The sequence below is a fragment of the Novilysobacter longmucuonensis genome, assembly GCF_046600735.1.
Lineage (GTDB): Bacteria > Pseudomonadota > Gammaproteobacteria > Xanthomonadales > Xanthomonadaceae > Novilysobacter_A > Novilysobacter_A longmucuonensis.
On sequence record NZ_JBJMAW010000002.1, the window covers coordinates 40,362 to 61,402 of the forward strand.

At 67.6% G+C, this 21,041-nt stretch carries 16 protein-coding genes; 2 read left to right on the plus strand and 14 right to left on the minus strand.

What is annotated here, in order from left to right; genetic code table 11:
• Window positions 1-468: 468 nt before the first annotated feature.
• The 5 genes from ACJQWM_RS02250 to ACJQWM_RS02270 all read right to left on the minus strand — a co-directional run bounded on the left by ACJQWM_RS02250 (window position 469) and on the right by ACJQWM_RS02270 (window position 4,362).
• Entirely contained in the window at window positions 469-1,251 is a 783-nt protein-coding gene (locus ACJQWM_RS02250; RefSeq protein WP_332703569.1) for a succinate dehydrogenase iron-sulfur subunit, read from the minus strand.
• A 158-nt stretch (window positions 1,252-1,409) separates the two neighbouring features.
• Window positions 1,410-3,218 carry a succinate dehydrogenase flavoprotein subunit gene (sdhA, locus tag ACJQWM_RS02255; protein ID WP_332703571.1) on the minus strand — a complete coding sequence of 603 codons (1,809 nt, stop codon included), beginning with the start codon at window positions 3,216-3,218 and terminating at the stop codon, window positions 1,410-1,412.
• A gap of 32 nt (window positions 3,219-3,250) precedes the next feature.
• Window positions 3,251-3,646 (minus strand): succinate dehydrogenase, hydrophobic membrane anchor protein, encoded by a 396-nt coding sequence (gene sdhD / locus ACJQWM_RS02260; protein ID WP_332703573.1) that lies wholly within the window; start codon window positions 3,644-3,646, stop codon window positions 3,251-3,253.
• Window positions 3,643-4,050, minus strand: a complete 408-nt coding sequence (sdhC, locus tag ACJQWM_RS02265; RefSeq protein WP_332703574.1) for a succinate dehydrogenase, cytochrome b556 subunit — start codon at window positions 4,048-4,050, stop codon at window positions 3,643-3,645. The genes sdhD and sdhC overlap by 4 nt, the downstream gene beginning before the upstream one ends.
• A gap of 135 nt (window positions 4,051-4,185) precedes the next feature.
• A complete protein-coding gene (locus ACJQWM_RS02270) occupies window positions 4,186-4,362 on the minus strand; it encodes a DUF1674 domain-containing protein (protein ID WP_332703576.1) in 177 nt (58 codons plus the stop codon).
• Window positions 4,363-4,391: 29 nt separating this feature from the next.
• Here ACJQWM_RS02270 and ygfZ point away from each other — a divergent pair, with 29 nt between their 5' ends.
• Window positions 4,392-5,264, plus strand: a complete 873-nt coding sequence (ygfZ, locus tag ACJQWM_RS02275; RefSeq protein ID WP_441004835.1) for a CAF17-like 4Fe-4S cluster assembly/insertion protein YgfZ — start codon at window positions 4,392-4,394, stop codon at window positions 5,262-5,264.
• 166 nt (window positions 5,265-5,430) lie between these two features.
• Here ygfZ and ACJQWM_RS02280 read toward each other — a convergent pair whose 3' ends face one another.
• From ACJQWM_RS02280 to ACJQWM_RS02295, 4 genes are all read right to left on the minus strand, one after another.
• Entirely contained in the window at window positions 5,431-7,716 is a 2,286-nt protein-coding gene (locus tag ACJQWM_RS02280) for a thiamine pyrophosphate-dependent enzyme (RefSeq protein WP_332703580.1), read from the minus strand.
• 105 nt (window positions 7,717-7,821) lie between these two features.
• Entirely contained in the window at window positions 7,822-8,406 is a 585-nt protein-coding gene (locus tag ACJQWM_RS02285) for a GNAT family N-acetyltransferase (RefSeq protein ID WP_332703582.1), read from the minus strand.
• Window positions 8,407-8,679: 273 nt separating this feature from the next.
• On the minus strand, window positions 8,680-9,840 hold the full coding sequence (locus tag ACJQWM_RS02290) for an acyl-CoA dehydrogenase family protein (protein WP_332703584.1): 1,161 nt from the start codon (window positions 9,838-9,840) through the stop codon (window positions 8,680-8,682).
• Window positions 9,841-10,034: 194 nt separating this feature from the next.
• Window positions 10,035-12,191, minus strand: coding sequence for a TonB-dependent receptor family protein (locus ACJQWM_RS02295; protein WP_332703586.1), 2,157 nt, complete (start codon window positions 12,189-12,191; stop codon window positions 10,035-10,037).
• Window positions 12,192-12,405: 214 nt separating this feature from the next.
• Between ACJQWM_RS02295 and dinB the strand changes: the two genes are divergently transcribed.
• Window positions 12,406-13,509: a DNA polymerase IV gene (gene dinB / locus ACJQWM_RS02300; protein WP_411306643.1), complete on the plus strand. Its 1,104-nt coding sequence runs from the start codon at window positions 12,406-12,408 to the stop codon at window positions 13,507-13,509.
• A 120-nt stretch (window positions 13,510-13,629) separates the two neighbouring features.
• Here the strand turns inward: dinB and ACJQWM_RS02305 are convergent, their stop codons facing one another.
• The 5 genes from ACJQWM_RS02305 to truB form a co-directional block, all read right to left on the minus strand.
• Window positions 13,630-15,984, minus strand: a complete 2,355-nt coding sequence (locus ACJQWM_RS02305) for a Tex family protein (protein WP_332703588.1) — start codon at window positions 15,982-15,984, stop codon at window positions 13,630-13,632.
• A 209-nt stretch (window positions 15,985-16,193) separates the two neighbouring features.
• Window positions 16,194-16,796, minus strand: a complete 603-nt coding sequence (locus ACJQWM_RS02310) for a hypothetical protein (protein WP_332703590.1) — start codon at window positions 16,794-16,796, stop codon at window positions 16,194-16,196.
• Window positions 16,797-17,178: 382 nt separating this feature from the next.
• The gene (pnp, locus tag ACJQWM_RS02315; protein ID WP_332703592.1) at window positions 17,179-19,287 is read right to left on the minus strand and encodes a polyribonucleotide nucleotidyltransferase; all 2,109 of its coding nucleotides are present in this window, start codon (window positions 19,285-19,287) and stop codon (window positions 17,179-17,181) included.
• A gap of 144 nt (window positions 19,288-19,431) precedes the next feature.
• A complete protein-coding gene (rpsO, locus tag ACJQWM_RS02320; RefSeq protein WP_332703594.1) occupies window positions 19,432-19,692 on the minus strand; it encodes a 30S ribosomal protein S15 in 261 nt (86 codons plus the stop codon).
• A 291-nt stretch (window positions 19,693-19,983) separates the two neighbouring features.
• The gene (truB, locus tag ACJQWM_RS02325; protein WP_332703596.1) at window positions 19,984-20,937 is read right to left on the minus strand and encodes a tRNA pseudouridine(55) synthase TruB; all 954 of its coding nucleotides are present in this window, start codon (window positions 20,935-20,937) and stop codon (window positions 19,984-19,986) included.
• Between the last annotated feature and the right edge of the window lie 104 nt (window positions 20,938-21,041).

A 21,041-nucleotide genomic window follows, 5' to 3' on the forward strand; every position in this document is an offset into this window, starting at 1 on the left:
AGCCTACCTGACCCGGCCGCGGTCGCGAAGCGCGCTTCAAGGGCCACACCCCGCAGGGCACGCCAGCGCATTTTGTAGGGGCGCCCCATGGGCGCGATGCACGCGGCCGCGTCACTCCACATCGCGGGCATGGCCCGCTCCTACAAAAACGCGACGCCTTTGTAGGAGCGCCCCATGGGCGCGATCACGCGGTCGCGTCACTCGCATCGCGGGCATGGCCCGCTCCTACAAAATGCGACTCCTTGTAGGAGCGCCCCAGGGGCGCGATGCACGCGGCCACGTCACTCGCATCGCGGGCATGGCCCGCTCCTACAAAATGCGACGCCTTGTAGGAGCGCCCCATGGGCGCGATGCACGCCGCGGTGCCGTCCCGGTTCCGGTCGCGGGCATGACCCGCTCCTACATTGCGCCACCGCGAAAGCGTCTCCGCGGGGCGGAGAGCAATATCCGGTATGACCTATCGGTCGCTTACGCGCGGCGCGCCAGCATCAGCTTCTTGATTTCGCCAATCGCCTGCGCCGGATTCAGGCCCTTCGGGCAGGTGCGGGCGCAGTTCATGATGGTGTGGCAGCGGTAGAGCTTGAACGGATCTTCCAGGTCGTCCAGGCGCGCGCCGGTGTCCTCGTCGCGCGAGTCGACGATCCAGCGGTAGGCCTGCAGCAGCACGGCAGGACCGAGGTAGCGATCGCCGTTCCACCAGTAGCTCGGGCAGCTGGTCGAGCAGCACGCGCACAGGATGCATTCGTACAGGCCGTCGAGTTTCTTGCGGTCCTCAGGCGACTGCAGCCGCTCGCGGTCCGACGGGGTCGGGCTCTGGGTGCGCAGCCACGGCTTGATCGATGCGTACTGCGCGTAGAAATGCGTCATGTCCGGCACCAGGTCCTTGACCACGGCCATGTGCGGCAGCGGGTAGATCGGGACCTCGGCCTTGCCACAGTCCTCAATCGCCTTGGTGCAGGCGAGCATGTTGGTGCCGTCGATGTTCATCGCGCACGAGCCGCAGATGCCTTCGCGGCACGAACGGCGGAACGTCAGCGTCGGATCGATCTCGTTCTTGATCTTGATCAGCGCGTCCAGAACCATCGGGCCGCAGCTCGCCATGTCCACCTCGTAGGTGTCCACGCGCGGGTTCAGGCCGTCATCGGGGTTCCAGCGGTAGATCTTGAAGGTGCGCGGCTGCTCCGCGCCCGGCGCCGGGAAGTGGCGGCCCTTCTGGATCTTCGAGTTTTTCGGGAGAGCGAATTCGGCCATGGTCTTGTAGTTGCCTCAAGAGCGATCTGGTCCGCGAAGGACGCAAAAGTCGCAAAGGTAAAGCGCTAGCTGATCAGAAAATCCGTTGCCTTTTGAACATCTTTTGTCTTGCCTTTCCTGGCGTCTTTCGCGTCCCTTTGCGGGCCAACGCCCTTTCGTCAATAAACCCGCTTCTTCGGCGGGATCACCTCGACGTCGTCGCTGAGGGTGTACATGTGCACCGGGCGGTAGTCGATGCGGGTCGCGCCGCTGTCGTCGACCCAGCACAGCGTGTGCTTGTGCCAATCGGTGTCGTCGCGCTCGGGGAAATCCTCGCGTGCGTGCGCGCCGCGAGACTCGGTGCGGTTTTCCGCCGACACCATGGTCGCGACCGCCTGGCTCAGCAGGTTGGACAGCTCGTAGGTCTCGACCAGGTCGGAGTTCCAGATCAGCGAGCGGTCGGAGACCTTGACGTCGGCGAACGAGGCGTGGACTTCGCGGATCTTGCGCACGCCGTCGGCCAGCGTCTCGCCGGTGCGGAACACCGCCGCGTCGGCCTGCATGGTCCGCTGCATCTTGTCGCGGATGACCGCGGTCGGCGTCGCGCCATTGGCGTTGCGCAGCTTGTCCAGCCGGCTCAGCGCGGCATCGCAGGCGTCGCCGGCGAGCGGGCCGTGCGAGCCGTCCGGCTTGATCGTCTCGGCGCAGCGGTTGGCCACCGCCCGCCCGAACACGACCAGGTCGAGCAGCGAATTGGAGCCCAGGCGGTTGGCCCCATGCACCGATACGCACGCCGCCTCGCCGATCGCGTAGAGGCCGGGGACCACGTGGTCGGGATTGCCGTCGCGCAACTGCACCACTTCGCCGTGGAAGTTGGTCGGAATACCGCCCATGTTGTAGTGCACGGTCGGGATCACCGGGATCGGCTGTTTCTCGACATCGACGTTGGCGAAGATGCGCGCCGACTCGGCGATGCCCGGCAGTTTGTCGTGGATGACCTCGGGGCCGAGGTGGGTCAGGTCGAGCAGGATGTGGTCCTTGTGCTCGCCGACGCCGCGACCTTCGCGGATCTCCATGGTCATCGAGCGCGACACCACGTCGCGCGACGCCAGGTCCTTCGCGCTGGGGGCGTAGCGCTCCATGAAGCGCTCGCCGTCGCTGTTGCGCAGGATGCCGCCTTCGCCGCGCACGCCCTCGGTGATCAGGCAGCCAGCGCCATAGATGCCGGTCGGATGGAACTGCACGAACTCCATGTCCTGCATGCCGAGCCCAGCGCGCAGCGCCATGCCGCCGCCGTCGCCGGTGCTGGTATGGGCCGAGGTCGCGGAGAAGTACGCGCGGCCGTAGCCGCCGGTCGCCAGCACCGTGCCCTGGGCGCGGAACAGGTGCAGCGTGCCCTCGGCCATGTTCAGCGCGAGCACGCCGCGGCACACGCCGTGCGCGTCCATGATCAGATCGAGCGCGAAGTACTCGATGAAGAACTGCGCATCGTGCGCCAGCGACTGCTGGTAAAGCGTATGCAGGATCGCGTGGCCGGTACGGTCGGCGGCGGCGCAGGTGCGCTGCGCCGGCGGGCCTTCGCCGTACTGGGTGGTCATGCCGCCGAACGGGCGCTGGTAGATCTTGCCCTCGGCGGTGCGCGAGAACGGCACGCCCTGGTGCTCCAGCTCGATGATCGCCGGCATCGCCTCCTTGCACATGTACTCGATCGCGTCCTGGTCGCCCAGCCAGTCCGAACCCTTGACGGTGTCGAAGAAGTGGAAGCGCCAGTCGTCCTCGCCCATGTTGCCGAGCGCGGCCGAGATGCCACCTTGTGCGGCGACGGTGTGCGAACGGGTCGGGAACACCTTGGTGATGCAGGCGGTCTTCAGGCCTTTCTGGGCGAGGCCGAAGGTCGCGCGCAGACCGGCGCCACCGGCACCGACCACGACCATGTCGAACTTGTGTTCAGTGATTTTGTAAGCCGTGTTCTTGGAAGCAGCAGGCATGGATCGAATTTCCTTGATGGGCGCCTGACAGGTCAGACGCCGGCCAGCGCGATGCGGACGACCGCAAGCACGCTGGCCAGGGCCGCGAGGATGCAAACGAAGATGACCGCCAGCTGCGAGGTCACCGCGAGCCAGGGCGTGTGGACGTAGTCCTCGATGATCACCTGCATGCCGAGCTGCGCATGCCAGAACGTCGCGACCAGGAACGCCACCAGCAGCACCGCATTGACCGGGTGGGCGACCGTGACGCGCAAGGTCGCGTAGTCGGCGCCGACCATCCATACCACCAGGCCGACGACATAGAGCGACAGGAAGATCAGCGCGATCGCGGTGACGCGCTGGACGATGAAATGATGAGTGCCGCCCTTGGCCGAGCCCAGCCCGCGGGCGTGCTTCAGCGGATGCCGCAACCGGTCGTGGGCGCTCATGCCGCACCTCCCTGCATCATCGCCACCATCCACAACAACGCGGTCAGCACCAGGCTGCCGATGACCGACACCCAGCTGCGCGTCACGAACGACTCGACCCGGTACCCCCAGCCAGCGTCCTGCAACAAGTGGCGGATGCCGTTGAGCAGGTGGTAGGCCAGCGCCCAGCTCCAGCCGAACAGGACCAGGAACCCCAGCGGCGAGCGTGCCGCCCCGGTGAACTGGCCCCATTGCCCCGGACCGGCCGCCAGCGCCAGCAACGCCCAGGCGATCAGCAGGCTGCCCAGGGTGAGGACGACGCCGGTGACCCGGTGCAGGATCGAGGTGACCATCTGGATCTGCCAGCGGTACACCTGCATGTGCGGTGAAAGAGGGCGTTGTACTGGACGTTCGCGGCTGGCCATGGGCGATGGCGGTCTCGGCAGGGCGGCAGGGCCGCGTGGCGGGGGCGCTGTGGAGCGGAGTTGCGGGAAGTCAGGTGGCGAGTTGCGTGTTGCAGTGACGCGCGGGAGCGACGGCGGTGGAGCAGTGCGCGCGCGTCAGAAGTCGATGCAGCGGCCGTTCTTCTCCCAGTCGCCGTAGCGCGTGGGCTCCGGACCCTCGCGACCGCCGAATTCCTGCTCGGACGCCTCATCAATGGGCGGCTCGGGCGCAGGCACCTGCGGCGTCTCGACGACGTTTTCGGGGCGGGGTGAGGGGTCTGGATGGCCTATCATCGCAACATTGAAGCTTAGTCCTCGACCCCATGCATGACAACCCGCAAACGTCTTCCGAGCCGGTTCCGGCAGCGCTTCAACACCGGGTGATCACGATGGTCGGCCGCGATTCGACCGCGTTCGCGCAAGCCCAGTTCATGAACGACGTCGACGCCATCGCGCCCGGGCATTGGCAGTGGAACGGCTGGCTGACGCCGAAAGGCCGCGTGATCGCGCTGTTCGCCCTGCTCAAGCTCGACGCCGAAACGCTGTGGCTGCTGCTGCCGGATGCCGATCCTTCGAACGTAGCCGATGGGCTGCGGCGTTTCGTGTTCCGCAGCAAGGTGGCGATGGCGGTGCGCGATGACCTGCTTGTGACGGGATGCTTCGGGGCCTGCAGCGGCGCGCAGGGAAATGCGTTCGCCATCGACAGCGAAGGCGCACTGGAACTGGACATGGGTGGCGATGGCGGACCGCGCTGCTTGCGGATCGTGACGGATGCTGCCTTCCGCGCCGAAGCCGACGCCGCCGCGCGCTGGGCCGCGTTCGATCTCGAACATGGCCTGCCACGCCTGACCGGCTCGCAAGTCGAGCAGTGGACGCCGCAGCAGCTGACCCTGGACCGGCTGCATGGGTTCAGCGTCAAGAAGGGCTGCTACCCCGGCCAGGAAATCGTCGCGCGCACACATTTTCTCGGCAAGGTGAAGCGCGGGCTGGTGCTGCTCGAAAGCGATGCGCCGCTGAGCGCAGGCGCGGACGTGCACGCCGGCAGCACGGCGATTGGCAAGGTGGTCGCGGTCGCAAGCGATGGCGATCGCCACCTGGGCCTGGCGGTGTTGCCGTTGGAGCGGGACTCGCCGGTCTCCGATGCGGGCGGCGTCCAGGTGCGCGAAGCCTCGATCAAAGATGGCCTGGCGCGCTAGCCGTCCAGCACCGCCCCCGCCCGGCTTTTTGTAGGAGCGGCTCATAGCCGCGACCTGTACATCGCTTCCGGATTCGGCGGTCGCCACCCATGGCGTGCACACAGCGGGACCGGATCTTTTCGCGAACTGATCGAAGAGCTCGCGGCTAAGAGCCGCTCCTACAGGGTCACGTGGTCGCGAGGCGGTCTGCGGCGGCGACGATGTCGTCCTCGCCGGGAATGACCAGGAATGCCGCGCCCGCGAGCGGGGTGTAGGTGTCGACGCCGACCACGCGCTGGAACGGGCGTGCGCCGTAACCACCTTCCGCGATCGCGGTCAGCACGCCCTCGCCGACGCCGGCGCTGCGGCGGCCTTCGTCGACCACGATGATCCGCCTGGCGCTGCGCGCCTGCTCGACGATCCACGAGTCGTTGAGCGGCACCAGCCAGCGCAGGTCGACCACCCGGGCCTTCCAGCCATGGCGGCGCTCGATCTCGCGCACCGCGCGCAGGCTCATCGGCACGCCGTTGCCGTAGGTGAAGACCACCAGGTCGTCGCCGCTGCTGCCGTCATCAGGTAGGTATGCCCTGCCCTCGCCCAGCGGCATCGCGTCGCCGGGTGCGGGGTAGCTGGTCAGCCAGCCGCCGTCGCCGGGCTCGTACAGGTCCTTGGCCATATACAGCGCGATCGGTTCGAGCAGCGCGCAGACGCGGCCGTCGACCTTGGCCAGCGCCGTCAGCGTGCGCAGCATGGTCGCCGCATCGTCGCCGCGCGACGGGCAACCGACCACCAGACCGGGGATGTCGCGCAGTGCGGTGATCGAGTTGTCGTTGTGGAAATGCCCACCGAACCCGCGCTGGTACCCCAGCCCGGCAATACGCACGACCATCGGATTGCGGTACTGGTCGTTGCTGAAGAACTGCAGGCTCGCCGCTTCGCCGCGGATCTGATCGCAGGCGTTGTGGAAATACGCGAGATACTGGATCTCGGGAATCGGCAGCAGCCCGAGGTTGGCGAACCCCTGCGCCATGCCCAGGATCATCGTCTCATCGAGCAGGGTATTGAATACCCGGCGCGGCCCGAATGCCTTCTGCAGGCCCTTGGTGATGGTGTAGACGCCGCCCTTCTGCGCCACGTCCTCGCCGAACAGCATGGTTTCGGGATACTTGGCGAAGGTGTCGTGCAGCGCGTTGTTGATCTGGATTGCCAGATGCCGCGGCGGCTGGTTCTCGGGCAGCCTGGCTTCGCTGCCGAACACCTCGAGCCGGCGGTCGGCGTAGTCGCTGCGCTCGGCTTCCGACTTCACGGCCTGCGGCGTGTACGGCGCCAGCGGCGCGATGACATCGACCAGCTTGTCGAGCTTGGGCCGGCGGTCGGCGTCCTCTGCGGCAATGAAGCAGCGGCTGCGGGTGTCCTCGTACAGCGCCAGCACCTCGTCCTGCGACATCAGCCCCGATTCCAGGGCGATCACCGCCGAGCGCAGCAGCGGGTCGGTCGCCTCGACCGCGCACAACTCCGCGATGGAGCGCCATTCGATCTCGAAGTCGGTGCCGGCGTGCCCCATCAGCCGCGCCGTCCTCAGGTGCAGGAAGGTCGGACGCCGGGTACGGCGGCAATGTTCGACCGCGCGCTGCACGTCGGCGTAGCCGCCGGCCAGGTCGAGCCCGTCGGCGTAGAAGTAATCCAGATTCGGACGCTGCGAGAAGTTCTGCGCGATCCAGCCACTGGGCGTCTTGACCGAGATGCCGATGCCGTTGTCCTCGCATACGAACAACACCGGCGCCGGAAGCTTCTGGTAGGCGGTCCAGGCGGCGGCATTGAACGCGGTCTGCGCGGTGGCGTGGTTGGACGAGGCGTCCCCGAAGGAGCAGATCGCGATGCTGTCGCCGGGGATCGGCAGTGCATGTCCGATGCGCCGGCCCGCCTCGATCGCGATCGCGGTGCCCAGCGCCTTGGGCAGGTGCGAGGCGATCGTCGAAGTCTGCGGCAGCACCCACAAGGGCTTGCTGCCCCACACCTTGTGGCGGCCGCCGGAGATCGGGTCTTCCTTGCTGGCGGCGAACGACAGCGCCGAATCCATGATCGGATCCATGCCCGGCAGCTTGCGGAAGCGCTCGGCCATGAAACCGCCGCTGCGGTAATGCAGGAACGCCGGATCGGTATGCCGGGTGAGTCGCGCGACCATCGCGTTGCCCTCGTGGCCGGAGCTGCCGATGGTGTAGAAGACCTTGTTCTGCACCCGCAGCACGCGCGCCATCAGGTCGAGGTGCCGACTGATCAGCTGCGATTCGAACAGCTCGCGGAAACCCGCCGCATCGAGCGCGCTGCCGTCCAGAATCGCCTCGTCCGGCGCGGGCGCGGCATCCGCGCGGCCACTCCAGCTGCGCACGAACTCGCTGAAGTTGACGTCGCATATCTCGGCGCGGTTCAGGCCTTTCATGCGCGCGGGGATGGGATTGGGGATGGCTGCCATGGCTTGATCAGGTCAAAGACGGTTTGGTCCGCAAAGGACGCGAAAGGCGCAAAAAAGAACAGAAGAAGAAATAAACAAACAGCGAATAAAAAATCAGCATTGCTTTTACTTTGCGGTTTTTGCTTCCTTTGCGGACAACCCGCTTTGCTGTTCGATCCGCCGCGCGCGCCATTGCTCGCGGGTCTGGCCCCAGATCTCGAGGTCGAGCGTGTCGAACGGTGGCGGCACCCGGCCCTGGCGCAGGTAGCGCGAGCCAAGCTTGGCGGCGACGCCCTTGGAGGCGACGTTCTCGGGATCGATGGTGTGGATGACCTCGGTCCAGCCGAGATGGTCGAACGCCCAATCGATCGCCGCCGCGCTGCCCTCGGTGGCGTAGCCCTTGCCGCCCGCGTCGCTGATGATGCTCCAACCGACCTCGGTGCCGGGCCAGCCTTCTGGATACCAGGGACCGAGGCGTCCGATCCAGCGCCCGGAGGATTTCTCGATCACTGAGAACATGGAGAAGCCCTGCAGGCTCCATGAGCCGACCATCGCCGCGAACCCGCGCCAGGTCACCGCACGCGGTTGCGCGCCGCCGATGTAACGGGTGCGCTCGACATCGGCCATGAATTCGGCCCAGGCGTCGAAGTCCTCGCGCTGCGGCGGGCGCAGGATCAGGCGTGGGGTTTCTAAGGTGGGGCCAAGATTCATGGGCGACATTTCGGGTGAGCTCCGGGACAAGCCCCCGCCCCCGCTTGCACGGGAGGTCTGGGGCGAGGGCGAGCGACGGCGTCTTGCGGCGACGCCGTCCGGGGGTGTGGAGTACCTGGGCCCCTCTCCCGCGTGCGGGACAGGGCTGGGGTGAGGGCAAGCGAGACCCGCTTGCGTCGCATGCACCTGTCGCTTGCCCTCATCCGCCCTTCGGGCACCTTCTCCCGCACGTGGGAGAAGGGAGTTTGTGCCTCTTCCAAGGAAGAGGGGCTCTTAAAAGGCATTGATGCCGGTCAGCTCGCGCCCGACCACCAACTGGTGGATCGTCTCGGTGCCCTCGTAGGTGATCACCGATTCCAGGTTCAGCGCATGCCGGATGGCGGCGTGCTCGGTGGTGATGCCGGCGCCGCCGAGCAGGTCGCGGCATTCGCGGGCGATGTCGATCGCCATGCGGCAGTTGTTCCACTTGGCCAGGCTGACCTGGGTCGGGGCCATGTTGCCGGCGTCCTTGAGTCGGCCGAGTTGCACCACCAGCAGCTGCGCCAGGGTGATACGGCGCGCCATCTCGGCCATCTTGATCTGCGCCGACTGGGTCGCCGCGACCGGGCGGTCGAACAGGATCCGCTCCTTGGTATAGTTCAGCGCCTCGTCCAGGCACGCGATGGCCGCGCCGATCGGCCCCCAGGTGATGCCGTAGCGCGCCTGGGTCAGGCAGCCCAGCGGACCCTTCAGTCCTTTCACATTCAACCGGTTGGCCTCGGGCACGCGCACGTTGTCGAAGAACAACGAGCTGGTCACCGACGCGCGCAGGCTCATCTTGTGCTTGATCTCCTGCGCGGCGAATCCGGCCATGCCCTTCTCGACCACGAAGCCCTGGATGCCCTCGTCGGTCTGCGCCCAGACGATCGCGATGTCGGCCAGGTTGCCGTTGGTGATCCACATCTTGGAGCCGTTGATCACCCAGTCGCCGCCGTCCTTCTTCGCCGTGGTCTTCATGTTGGCCGGGTCGGAGCCGCCGTGCGGCTCGGTCAGGCCGAAGCAGCCGATCACCTGGCCGGCGGCCATGCCGGGCAGCCAGCGCTTGCGCTGCTCCTCGCTGCCGTAGGCGTAGATCGGGTACATGCACAAGGACGACTGCACCGACACGAAGCTGCGGATGCCACTGTCGCCGCGCTCGAGCTCCTGGCAGATCAGGCCGTAGCTGACCGCGTTGAGCCCGCCGCCGCCGTACTCCTCCGGCAGCGACGACCCGAGCAGGCCGAGTTCGGCGATCTCGCCGATGAGCTCCTTGGGAAACCGCGCCTCGTCGAATGCATCGCCGATGATCGGCAGCACCCGCTCGTTGGTGAACCTGGCCACGGTGTCCTGTACCGCGCGCTCCTCCTCGCTGAGCAGGGAGCGGATGTCGAACAGGTCGTAGGGATGCAGGGCCATGGGTGCGCTCGGGGGGGGGAAAACGCCATTGTATCGGCGGCCCGGCGGCGGCGGCACCCCGCGGCTGCGGTGAGGACACGCATTGGCGATGCCAGCGTAGGAGCGGCTTCAGCCGCGATCACGAGCTGGCGAAGGCGCTGGTTGATGCGGTCGCGGCTGAAGCCGCTCCTACAGCCTATGTTGCGATTCGCTCATCAGCCTGAGACCCACCCCAGCCCGACGGTAAAACTGCGCCCCGGGCCCGGCTCGAAAAACCGCCCATTGCCATCGTTGACGATCACCGAGCCGATGTAGTCGCGGTCCAGCAGGTTGTCCACGCGCGCGAAGCCATACCACCCGCCTGCGCCGTGCGGCCGCCACTGCGCGCGCAAGGAGAAGCGTGCGTGACCGGGCGCGGCATCGGTGTTGCGGTCATCGGTGGGGATGCGGTCGCTGACGCGGGCCTCCACAGCCGTGCTGAAGCGCTGCGACGGTGTCCGCCACGCCAGCTCGGCATAGCCGTGGGCGCTTGGGATGCCCGGAATGCGATTGCCCGCATCCACCGTCCGCACCTCGGTCTGCCCGCGGGTCACGCGATAGCTGAAGTCCTGCTCGAACCGCGCACGGATGAAGTTCGCCGTCAGCACATACGACCACTGCCGGCCGAAGCGGCCGTCCAGGCCGGCCTCAATGCCGTCGCGCCGGGTACGGCCGGCATTGGCGTAACTCGTGCGCCCGCCGCTGCTCTGCGCCGGCACGATCTCGTCCTCGCCATCGACGCGGTAGGCCGCGATGCTCGCCGTCGCGGTGGCGAAGCGCCAGCGCGCGCCGATCTCGGCGGAGACGAAATGCGCCGGTACCAGGTCGCGATTGAAGCCGCTCTCCCCGTCGGGCCGGTAGGCCGATTCGGTGATCGTCGGCGTCTCGAAGCCGCGCCCTATACTGGCGAAAACTTCACCACTGTCGAAGGCCCGCGCGATGCCGAGCGAGGCGGCGGTCTCGCGATAGTCGGTCTGACCGCTGCCATCGCCGTTGCCCGGCACGATGTAGTGATCGTCGGAGGTAAAGGTCAGCCGCGCATGCCTGACCGCGCCCAGTGCGGTCCATTGCGGCGTAAGGGTCAGATCGCCGATGACGTAGGCCTCGCGGCTGTCCACGCGATTGTCCTCGTTGCGGCGCAGGCGTCCGCGCACGCCCAGCACCGGCTCGTCGGACGCGCTGCCGATAAAATTCTCGTAGCCGGTGCGGGCCTCGTTCAGCCGCGACAGCTCGACCCCCACCGCGACCGCGCCGCGCTCGTCGCGCCAGCGGTGGCCGGCATCGACGCCGCTGGAGCGCCGCATGATGTCGATCACGCCGCCGGCGCTGCTCGCCGGTGCCTGGGCGAACACCGGCACCGACAGGAACTGCATCACGTCGCGGTGGATGCGATGGCCGTTGACCCAGGCCTCGCGTCCGGGTGCGTAGTCGCGTTGCCAACCCAGTCCGAGTTGGTGGTTCTCGATGCGTTTGCGGGTGTCGAACTCCGCTGCGGCCGGATCGGTGCCGTGCGGGTCGCGCTGCCACGCCTCACGAGTCAGTCCGAGCGGGTCCTGAGTATCGGGCTGCGACAGTGCGTTGAGCACCAGCCGCAGGCGCTCGCCCTCGCGCGGCGTCCATTGCGCGACCGCGCTGAACTGCGAGCGCTCCGCGGCGCTGTGCGGCCGGGCGCCGTCGGTCTCAAAGCGGCTGCCGTGCACGCGCCAGCGCAGCCGGTCGTCCGCGTCGCTGCCGTCGATGCGTGCGCCGATGCGGTAGCTGTCATCGCTGCCGAGCCATCCCTCAACCGACTGGCGATCGTCACCATCCAGTTCCGTATACCCGACGATCGCACCGCCGGCCGCGTTGCCGTACTGCAGCGCCAGCGGCCCGCGCAGCACTTCGATGCGGTCGAGCGTATCGAGCGGGAAGCTCCCCGCCTGGCCCTGCCCGTCCGCCGCCGACAAGGGGATGCCATCGACGATCAACCGAATGCCGCGGATGCCGAAGGTCGAGCGCGCGCCGAAGCCGCGGCTCTGGATCTGCAGGTCCTGGGCGTAGTTCTGCCGGTCCAGCACGGTGACACCGGGGACGCGGCCCAGGGTTTCGGCCAGGCTGACCTGACGCTGGCCATCGCGCAGGGTGTCGCCATCGACCACGCTGACCGCGCCGGGAAAGCTCGACAGCGACCGCATGCGGCCAACGACTTCGATGCGGTCGAGCGTGGCGGCGGCGGAGGCGTCGGCTTCCTGAGCGCTCGCCGACGGAAACGAGACCGCGGCGACGATCGCCGCGGCGATTGCGCTTCCTCGTGCCGTGCGACGGATAGGGGGCGAAGGTCTGCTGTGGGTCATTGGGCCATGCGGAAGAGACGGATCGACGAGTTTGCCAAGTGAACGATGATCATGGCGTTGGGTCCGTTGCTGCAAGAGCAAATCCCCCCTGCCCCCCCTTTTCCAAAGGGGGGAACAGCACGGGCAAGACGGCAAAGCTGTGAGGATTTGCTCTGCCAGCCATCCCCCGCAGCCGCCGATGACGCACGCATGCCAAGCTATTGTGTCGCCCATCGTGCCCTCCAACCCCGTGCCGCCACCGCGCAAGATCCTCCACGTCGACATGGACGCGTTCTACGCCTCGGTCGAGCAGCGCGACGACCCCGCGTTGCGTGGACAGCCGGTGGTCGTCGCGTGGCGCGGCGCGCGCTCGGTGGTGTGCGCGGCGAGCTACGAGGCGCGCAAATTCGGGGTGCGTTCGGCGATGCCGGCGGTGCGGGCCGAGCGCTTGTGTCCGCAGGCGGTGTTCGTGCCACCGGATTTCCTGCGCTACAAGGCCGTGTCCAGGCAGGTGCGCGAGATCTTCGCCCGCCATACCGAGCTGATCGAGCCGCTGTCGCTGGACGAGGCCTACCTCGACGTCACCGCCAGCGGGCTGCCGACCGCGACCGAAACCGCCGAGGCGATCCGCGCCGCGATCTTTGAAGAGACCCGGCTGACCGCCTCGGCCGGCGTTGCGCCCAACAAGTTTTTGGCCAAGATCGCCTCGGACTGGCGCAAGCCCGACGGCATCTTCGTGATCCGCCCGCACCAGGTCGCCGCCTTTCTGGAGCCACTGCCGGTCGGCCGCCTGCCGGGCGTCGGCAAGGTCATGGAGGCGAAGCTGGCCGAGCTCGACATCACCCGCGTGGCGGATCTGCGCGCATGCGGGCTGCCGGCTCTGGAGCAGCGCTTCGGCCGCTGGGGCCGCCGCCTGCATGAGCTCTCGCTGGGCATCGACGACTCCCCGGTACGCTCCGAACGCCCGACCCTGCAGATCTCGTCCGAAGACACCTTCGAGCACGACCTGCCGCTGGAGGAGCTGGAGCCGCACATCCGCCGGCTCGCCGAGAAGACCTGGGCCGGTTACATGCTCGAACAAGGCCGGCGCGAACAGGGCCGGATTGCGCGCACGGTGGTGCTCAAGCTCAAGACCGCCGACTTCCGCCTGCTGACCCGCAGCCTCACCCCGGGCACGCCCCCGGCCTCACTGCGGGACCTGGGCGATATCGCCTGCGAATTGCGCACGCGCGTCGAGCTGCCCGCCAGCACCCGCTATCGGCTGGTCGGCGTCGGCCTGGCGGGCTTCATCGACGCCGACCGCCACATCGCCCAAAGCGACCTGTTCCCCACGCCCTGACGCGCTTGGTAGGAGCGACGTGAGTCGCGATCGAATGCCGCGATCGCGGTTCCGAGCCCTGCCTCGGAGGTAGGAGCTCGCGACTCACGTCGCTCCTACGGAACCCAGAACGAGTGGTCATCAGTCCGTACGTTTGGCGCGGGCGAAGGCGTCGGCCAGCGCGTTGTTGGCCGCCGCTGGTGCCTGCGCCCGGTCCGGCGCGGGCGCAACTGCGCGACCGCCGTGCGGCTGCCCGCGAGGCGGGCGCTGTGCGCCCTTCTCCCTGCGCGGCGTGGGCGCCGGCACGCTGTCGTCCAGGCGACGCGTCAACGCGATCCGCTTGCGTGCGATATCGACCTCCAGCACCCGCACCTTGATCACGTCGCCGGCCTTGACCACCTCGCGCGGATCCTTGATGTAGCGATCGGCCAACGCGGAGATGTGGACCAGCCCGTCCTGGTGCACGCCGATGTCTACGAACGCGCCAAATGCGGCGACGTTGCTCACCACGCCCTCCAGGATCATGCCGACCTTCAGGTCCTTGAGCTGCTCGACGCCCTCGGCGAAACGCGCGGCCTTGAACTCGGGGCGCGGGTCGCGGCCGGGTTTCTCCAGTTCCCTGAGGATGTCGCGCACGGTCGGCACGCCGAACCTGTCATCGGTGAACTGCTCCGGCTTGATCCCGCGCAGGAACGACGCATCGCCAATCACCTGCTTCAGCCCGCGGCCGCAGCCATTCACGATGCGCTCGACCAGCGGGTAGGCCTCGGGGTGCACCGATGACGCGTCCAGCGGCTGATCGCCATCGGCAATGCGCAGGAAACCCGCGCACTGCTCGAAGGTCTTCTCGCCCAGGCGCGGCACCTTCAACAGCTCGCGGCGGGAGCGGAAGCCGCCGTTGTGGTCGCGGTACACCACGATGTTCTCCGCCACCGTCGAGGACAGCCCCGACACTCGCGCCAGCAACGCAGCCGAGGCGGTGTTGACGTGCACGCCGACCGCGTTGACACAATCCTCCACGCGCACATCCAGTGCCCGTGCGAGCCGATAACCATCGACATCGTGCTGGTACTGGCCGACGCCGATCGCCTTGGGCTCGATCTTGACCAGCTCGGCCAGCGGGTCCTGCAGCCGCCGCGCGATCGAGACCGCGCCGCGGATGCTGACGTCGAGACCGGGGAATTCCTTCGCGGCCAATTCGGAGGCCGAGTACACCGAGGCGCCGGCCTCGCTGACCACGATCTTCTGCAGCTTGATCTCGGGGCAGAGCTTGATCAGCTCACCGGCCAGCTTGTCGGTCTCGCGCGAGGCGGTGCCGTTGCCGATCGCGACCAGCTCGACCGCATGTGTCGCGCACAGCGCCCGCAGCGTGTGCAGCGATGCGTCCCACTGGTTGCGCGGCTGGTGCGGGTAGATCGTGTCGCTGGCGACCAGCTTGCCGGTGCGATCGACCACCGCGACCTTGACTCCGGTGCGCAGGCCCGGATCGAGCCCCAGCACCGCGCGCGGCCCGGCCGGCGCGGCCAGCAGCAGGTCCTTGAGGTTGTCGCCGAACACCGCGATCGCCTCGGCCTCGGCCTTCTCGCGCGCCTGGCCGAACAGATCGAGCATGAGGTGCAGCTGCAGCTTGGCGCGCCAGGTCATGCGGCACGCACCGAGCAACCATGCATCGGCCGGGCGGCCCTGCGCCTGGATGCCCGCATGGTGCGCGACGCGGCCCTCGGCCAGGGCATGCCCGGCTTCGGCGTCGCTGCCCGGATCGAGGTCCAGGAACAGCACCTCCTCGCGCCGCGCGCGCAACAGCGCCAGCAGACGATGAGAGGGGATCTTCGCCAGCGACTCGGCGTGGTCGAAATAGTCGCGGTATTTGGCGCCCTCGTTCTCCTTGCCCTCGGCCACGCGCGCGCGGATCACCCCGACCTCGTGCAGCCAGTTGCGCAGCTCGCCCACCAGCGCCGCATCCTCGCCCCAGCGCTCCATGAGGATCGCGCGCGCACCATCGAGCGCGGCCTTGGTGTCGGCCACACCCTTGTCGGCATCGAGGAAACCGGCGGCGAAGTCCTCGGGCACCCGCGACGGGTCGGCGAGCAACCCATCGGCCAACGGCTCCAGCCCCGCCTCGCGCGCGATCTGCGCCTTGGTGCGGCGCTTGGGCTTGTACGGCAGGTACAGATCTTCCAGGCGCGCCTTGCTGTCGGCCGCCTCGATCTCGCCACGCAACTGGTCGCTGAGCTTGCCCTGCTCCCCGATGCTCGCCAACACCATCGCCCGCCGATCCTCCAGCTCGCGCAGATAACCCAGCCGCGTCTCGAGATTGCGCAGCTGCGTGTCGTCGAGCCCACCGGTGACCTCTTTTCGATAGCGCGCGATGAACGGCACCGTCGCGCCCTCGTCAAGCAGCCCGATTGCGGCCACGGCTTGCGCCGGCTGGGCGCCGATTTCCCCGGCGATGGCGTGGGCGATCTTGCGGGCGAGCTGGGGAGAGAGTTCAGGCATCGGGTCCGGTCTGCTGAACCGCCTGGCGGCGGGGGAACCGGGATTGTCGCAATGCGCGGCGAACTAGGTAAGCGGTTGACAGATGCGTCGAGTCCGCACCACGCGGCGAATGCCTGCTTGCGCTGCCGCCCTCTCTCCATGGAGAGAGGGGCGTACCCCGGCATGTCGAGGGCATCGCCCACGCGCCTGGAAGGCATTAGTACGGCGGTCTACAACTGCATGCGCACCGCACCGAGGTGGGCGATGACTTCGTCGATCTCGCGCTTCGACTGCTCGTAGTCCGGCTGTGGTTGGGACAGCAGCACCAGCACGGTGGCCGGATGAACGATCAGATCCTTCATGTGATAGCAGACGCCGACGTTGTCGGGCTTCGGCAGCGCGCCGTCATGGTGGTAGTCGCGCTCGATGGTCTCGTGATCGAGATCGCTCCACGTATCGCGGACTGCCAGCGCTGCCTCCAGGTATTCGACGCAGTGCGGGTGGCGGGTGCTGTAGGCGGGTGAGATCTCGCCTGCGAGATCGAGCAGCGCCTCGGTCTGCGCCTGCAGCTGCGAGGTGTCCGCGCGCGAGGCGATGGCCGTCGACAGCTCCCGCGCCTTTTCCGCGTACTCATCCAGTTGTGCAGCTGCAGGGGACGGGGGTGCTGCAGGTTCGCTGGCGGCGGCCGGCACCGGCGCGGCGGGAGCTGCGACGCCCGCCTCTTCGGCCACGGCCGGCGTTGTTGTCGAGCGCGGCGGCTCCGGCGTGCGGCTGTCGCAGGCACCCAGCACCGCTACGCAGGCGGCGGCCAGCAGACCCATCCGATAATTCATGCATTTACTCCGAAGTTGAGATTCGACGTGGATTGTAAATGGGAATCGTTCTCTTTTTAAAGCCGAGCACGACGATTCCGCGTTAGGGGGCGTTAGCCTTTGGTAGAGCCGAGCTTGCTCGGCTGAGACATCGGCGGCGACGGTACCGCAGCGGAGCAAGCTCCGCTCTACGCGCGGCCGTTTTTTTGTAGGAGCGGGCCATGCCCGCGACCGTGGCACGCGTAGTACGGCGATCGCGCCCATGGGGCGCTCCTACACGGGACCAAATAGCTGCGGAGCGGCCGGACAAAGAAAAAGCGGGCCGAAGCCCGCTTGATCTTTGGTTCGCCAGAGCCGACCGGAGTCGGCCTTGGCGAACAACGCCAGGACAACATTGCGCGGCTTATGCGGCCGGGGCGCCCTCGCCTTCCTCGATGGCCTTCATCGACAGGCGGATGCGGCCCTGCTTGTCGACTTCCAGCACCTTGACCTTGACCATGTCGCCTTCCTTGAGCACGTCGCCGACCTTCTCGACGCGGTCGTTGGAGATCTGCGAGACGTGCACCAGGCCGTCCTTGCCCGGGGAAATCGTGACGAACGCGCCGAAGTCCATGATCTTGGCGACCTTGCCCTCGTAGATGCGGCCAGGCTCGACGTCGGAGGTGATCTGCTCGATGCGGTCCTTGGCGGCCTGACCAGCGGCGGCGTTGACCGAGGCGACAGTGATGGTGCCGTCGTCCTGGATGTCGATCTGGGTGCCGGTTTCCTTGGTGATCGCCTGGATCACCGAGCCGCCCTTGCCGATCACTTCGCGGATCTTGTCGGGGTGGATCTTGATGGTGATCAGGCGCGGGGCGAACTCGGACAGCTCGCCGCGCGGGGCGGTCAGGGCGTTGCCCATCTCGCTGAGGATGTGCAGGCGACCCTGCTTGGCCTGGGCCAGCGCGACCTTCATGATCTCCTCGGTGATGCCCTGGATCTTGATGTCCATCTGCAGGGCGGAAATGCCCTCGGCGGTGCCGGCGACCTTGAAGTCCATGTCGCCCAAATGATCCTCGTCACCGAGGATGTCGCTCAGCACGACGAACTCGTCGCCTTCCTTGACCAGGCCCATCGCGATGCCCGCGACCGGCGTCTTGATCGGCACGCCGGCGTCCATCAGCGCCAGCGAGCTGCCGCAGACCGAGGCCATCGAGGACGAACCATTGGATTCGGTGATCTCCGAGACGACGCGGATCGTGTACGGGAACGCTTCCATCGTCGGCATCACCGCCAGCACGCCGCGCTTGGCGAGGCGGCCGTGGCCGATCTCGCGACGCTTCGGGCCCATCATGCGGCCGGCTTCGCCCACCGAGTAGGGGGGAAAGTTGTAGTGGAACAGGAAGTGATCCTTGTACTCGCCGGAGACGGCGTCGATGACCTGGCCGTCGCGCGCGGTGCCGAGGGTGACCGCGACGATCGCCTGGGTCTCGCCGCGGGTGAACAGCGCCGAGCCGTGCACGCGCGGCAGGATGCCGACCTTGGAGGCGATCGGGCGCACGGTGTCGAGCGCGCGGCCGTCGATGCGGATCTTGCTGCTGAGCACGGCGCCACGCATGGTGTCGTACTCCAGCTCGCTGAACTGCTTGGACAGGTCGGAGGCTTTCCACTCGTTGGCTTCGGCCTGCGGCGCCAGTGACGCCAGCACGTCCTTCTTCAACGCCGAGATGGCGTCCTTGCGCTCCAGCTTGTCGCGCACCGCGAAGGCCTGGGTCAGCCGGTCGCCGATGGCGGTCTTGAGCGCGCCAACCATGGTTTGGTCGGCGGCCGGTGCGGACCAGGTCCACTTCGGCTTGCCGGCTTCGGCCACCAGCTCATTGATCGCGTTGATCGCGATCTGCATCTCGCGGTGACCGAACATCACCGCGCCAAGCATCACGTCTTCCGACAGCACATCGGCTTCGGATTCGACCATCAGCACCGCGTCGGCGGTACCGGCGACGACCAGCTCGAGCTGGGAATCCTCCAGCTCGCTCTTGCTCGGGTTCAGCAGGTACTGGCCGTCCTTGTAGCCGACCTTGGCCGCGCCGATCGGGCCGTCGAACGGCGCACCCGACAGCGCCAGCGCGGCGGACGCGCCCAGCAGCGCGGGGATGTCGCCGTCGATCTCGGGGTTCATCGACATCACCGTGGCGATGACCTGGACCTCGTTACGGAAGCCGTCCGGGAACAGCGGGCGGATCGGGCGATCGATCAGGCGCGAGATCAGGGTTTCCTTCTCGGTCTGGCGGCCTTCGCGCTTGAAGAAGCCACCCGGGATGCGGCCGCCGGCGTAGAACTTCTCCTGGTAGTCGACGGTCAGCGGAAAGAAGTCCTGACCCTCGCGCGCGGTGCGGTTGGCAACGGCGCTGACCAGCAGCACGGTGTCCTCGATGCGGACGATGACGGCGCCGCCGGCCTGGCGGGCGATCTCGCCGGTTTCCAGGGTGACCTGGTGCTTGCCGTACTGGAAGCTCTTGGTGATTTTTGCCACGTTAATTTCCTATCGGTTCATTGGCGGTCCGGACACGGCCCTTGCCCCATCCGGTCGGCCGCCGGCTCGCGGCCTTGATTCGGGTTCGATTTTCCGACCCAAAAACGAACCGCGGCGCATCACTGCGCCGCGGTGGGTGTCTCGTTAGCGACGCAGGCCCAGCTTCGCGATCAGGGCCTTGTAGCGTTCGTTGTCCTTGCGCTTCAGGTAATCGAGCAGGCTGCGACGGCGGTTGACCATCATCAACAGTCCGCGACGGCTGTGGTGGTCCTGCTTGTGCTCCTTGAAGTGGCCCTGGAGCATTTCGATGCGGGCGGTGAGCAGGGCGACCTGGACCTCGGGTGAGCCGGTGTCGTTATCGCCGCGCTTGTTGTCTTCAATGACCTTGCTGGTGTCGATGGACATCTTGGTTTTGCCTCTTGATGCGCGACCTGCAGAACGCGTACGGGCCGGTCTTGCCGACACCGCCGCACCGCCTGGTCCGCCGCTTGCTAGAAGGAAGTTGCTGAAGTTGCTGATTACCGGGAAAAGCCCGCGAATTGTAGCCGGCGGCCGGGGGTAGTCACAAGGTGGGCGGGTGCCGGGGTGAAGGTCGCGACGGGACTCGGGGGATGACCGCTCGAGGGGGAATGCTGGCTATCGGGGATCAGGCAGCGTTCCTCGTACGGGTACCCTCCCCAGCGCACGCCCCTGCGTTCAGCCGGGGGTCCGGGTCGCCCAGGTGAACAGGCGCTGCGGGCGCAGCAGCCGGCTGTCGTCGATGCTCGCAAGCCCGAGCACGCGCTCGCTGTGGTCGTACACCGCGACCTGTTCGGCCGAAGCCGTGCCGGCATCGAGCTGCAGGCGCTGGCCCTGCCCCAGCCGCTCGGCCTGGGCCGCATCGACGAGCACCCGCGGAAAGCCCGCCAACCCGGCCTCGATCGGCAGCAGGCAGGCGTCCAGCGCCGCCTCGCCGTGTGCATCCGACAAGGCCCGCAACTGCTCCAGCGTGTACATGCGCGGCTGGGTGAACGGCTCGACCCAGAGCCGTCGCAACACCTCGACGTGCGCGCCACACCCGAGCGCCTCGCCGATGTCGCGGACCAGGCTGCGGACGTAGGTTCCCGAGCCGCATTCGATGCGAAGCCGCAGGCGCGGGCCTTCGCGTCCGAGCAGTTCCAGCGCGTGCACCACGACGTTGCGCTCCGGCGCCTCGATCGTCTCGCCACGCCGCGCCCGGGCATACAGCGGCTCCCCGCCCTGCTTGAGCGCCGAGTAGACCGGTGCACGCTGGACGATATGGCCGCGGAGCGGCGCGAGTGCGGCTTCGAGGGCGGTCGCAAACGCGGCATCGTCCAACGACGGCAGCGTGCGTTGCAGCAGCGGCATCCCGTCGGCGTCGTCGGTGTCGGTGGTGGTGCCGAGCACGGCGGTGGTCTCGTAGGCCTTGCGCGCGCCGAGTAGCAGGCCGGCGATCTTGGTCGCTTCGCCGAAACACAGCGGAAGCAGCCCGGTGGCGAGGGGATCGAGGCTGCCGGTGTGGCCGCCCTTCTCGGCGCGAAACAGGTGCCGCGCCTGCTGCAGCGCCTGGTTGGAGCTCAGGCCGGCCGGCTTGTCGAGCAGCAACAGGCCATGCAATGGCCGGAATTTGGTGCGCGGGTGCTTGGTCATCGCGTGGTGGGCAGCTCGCGATCTGGGTGGCGACGCTCTGGTAGGAGCGGCTTCAGCCGCGATCTGAAACCAGCGCGGGCGTGCGATTCGAGGTCGCGGCTGAA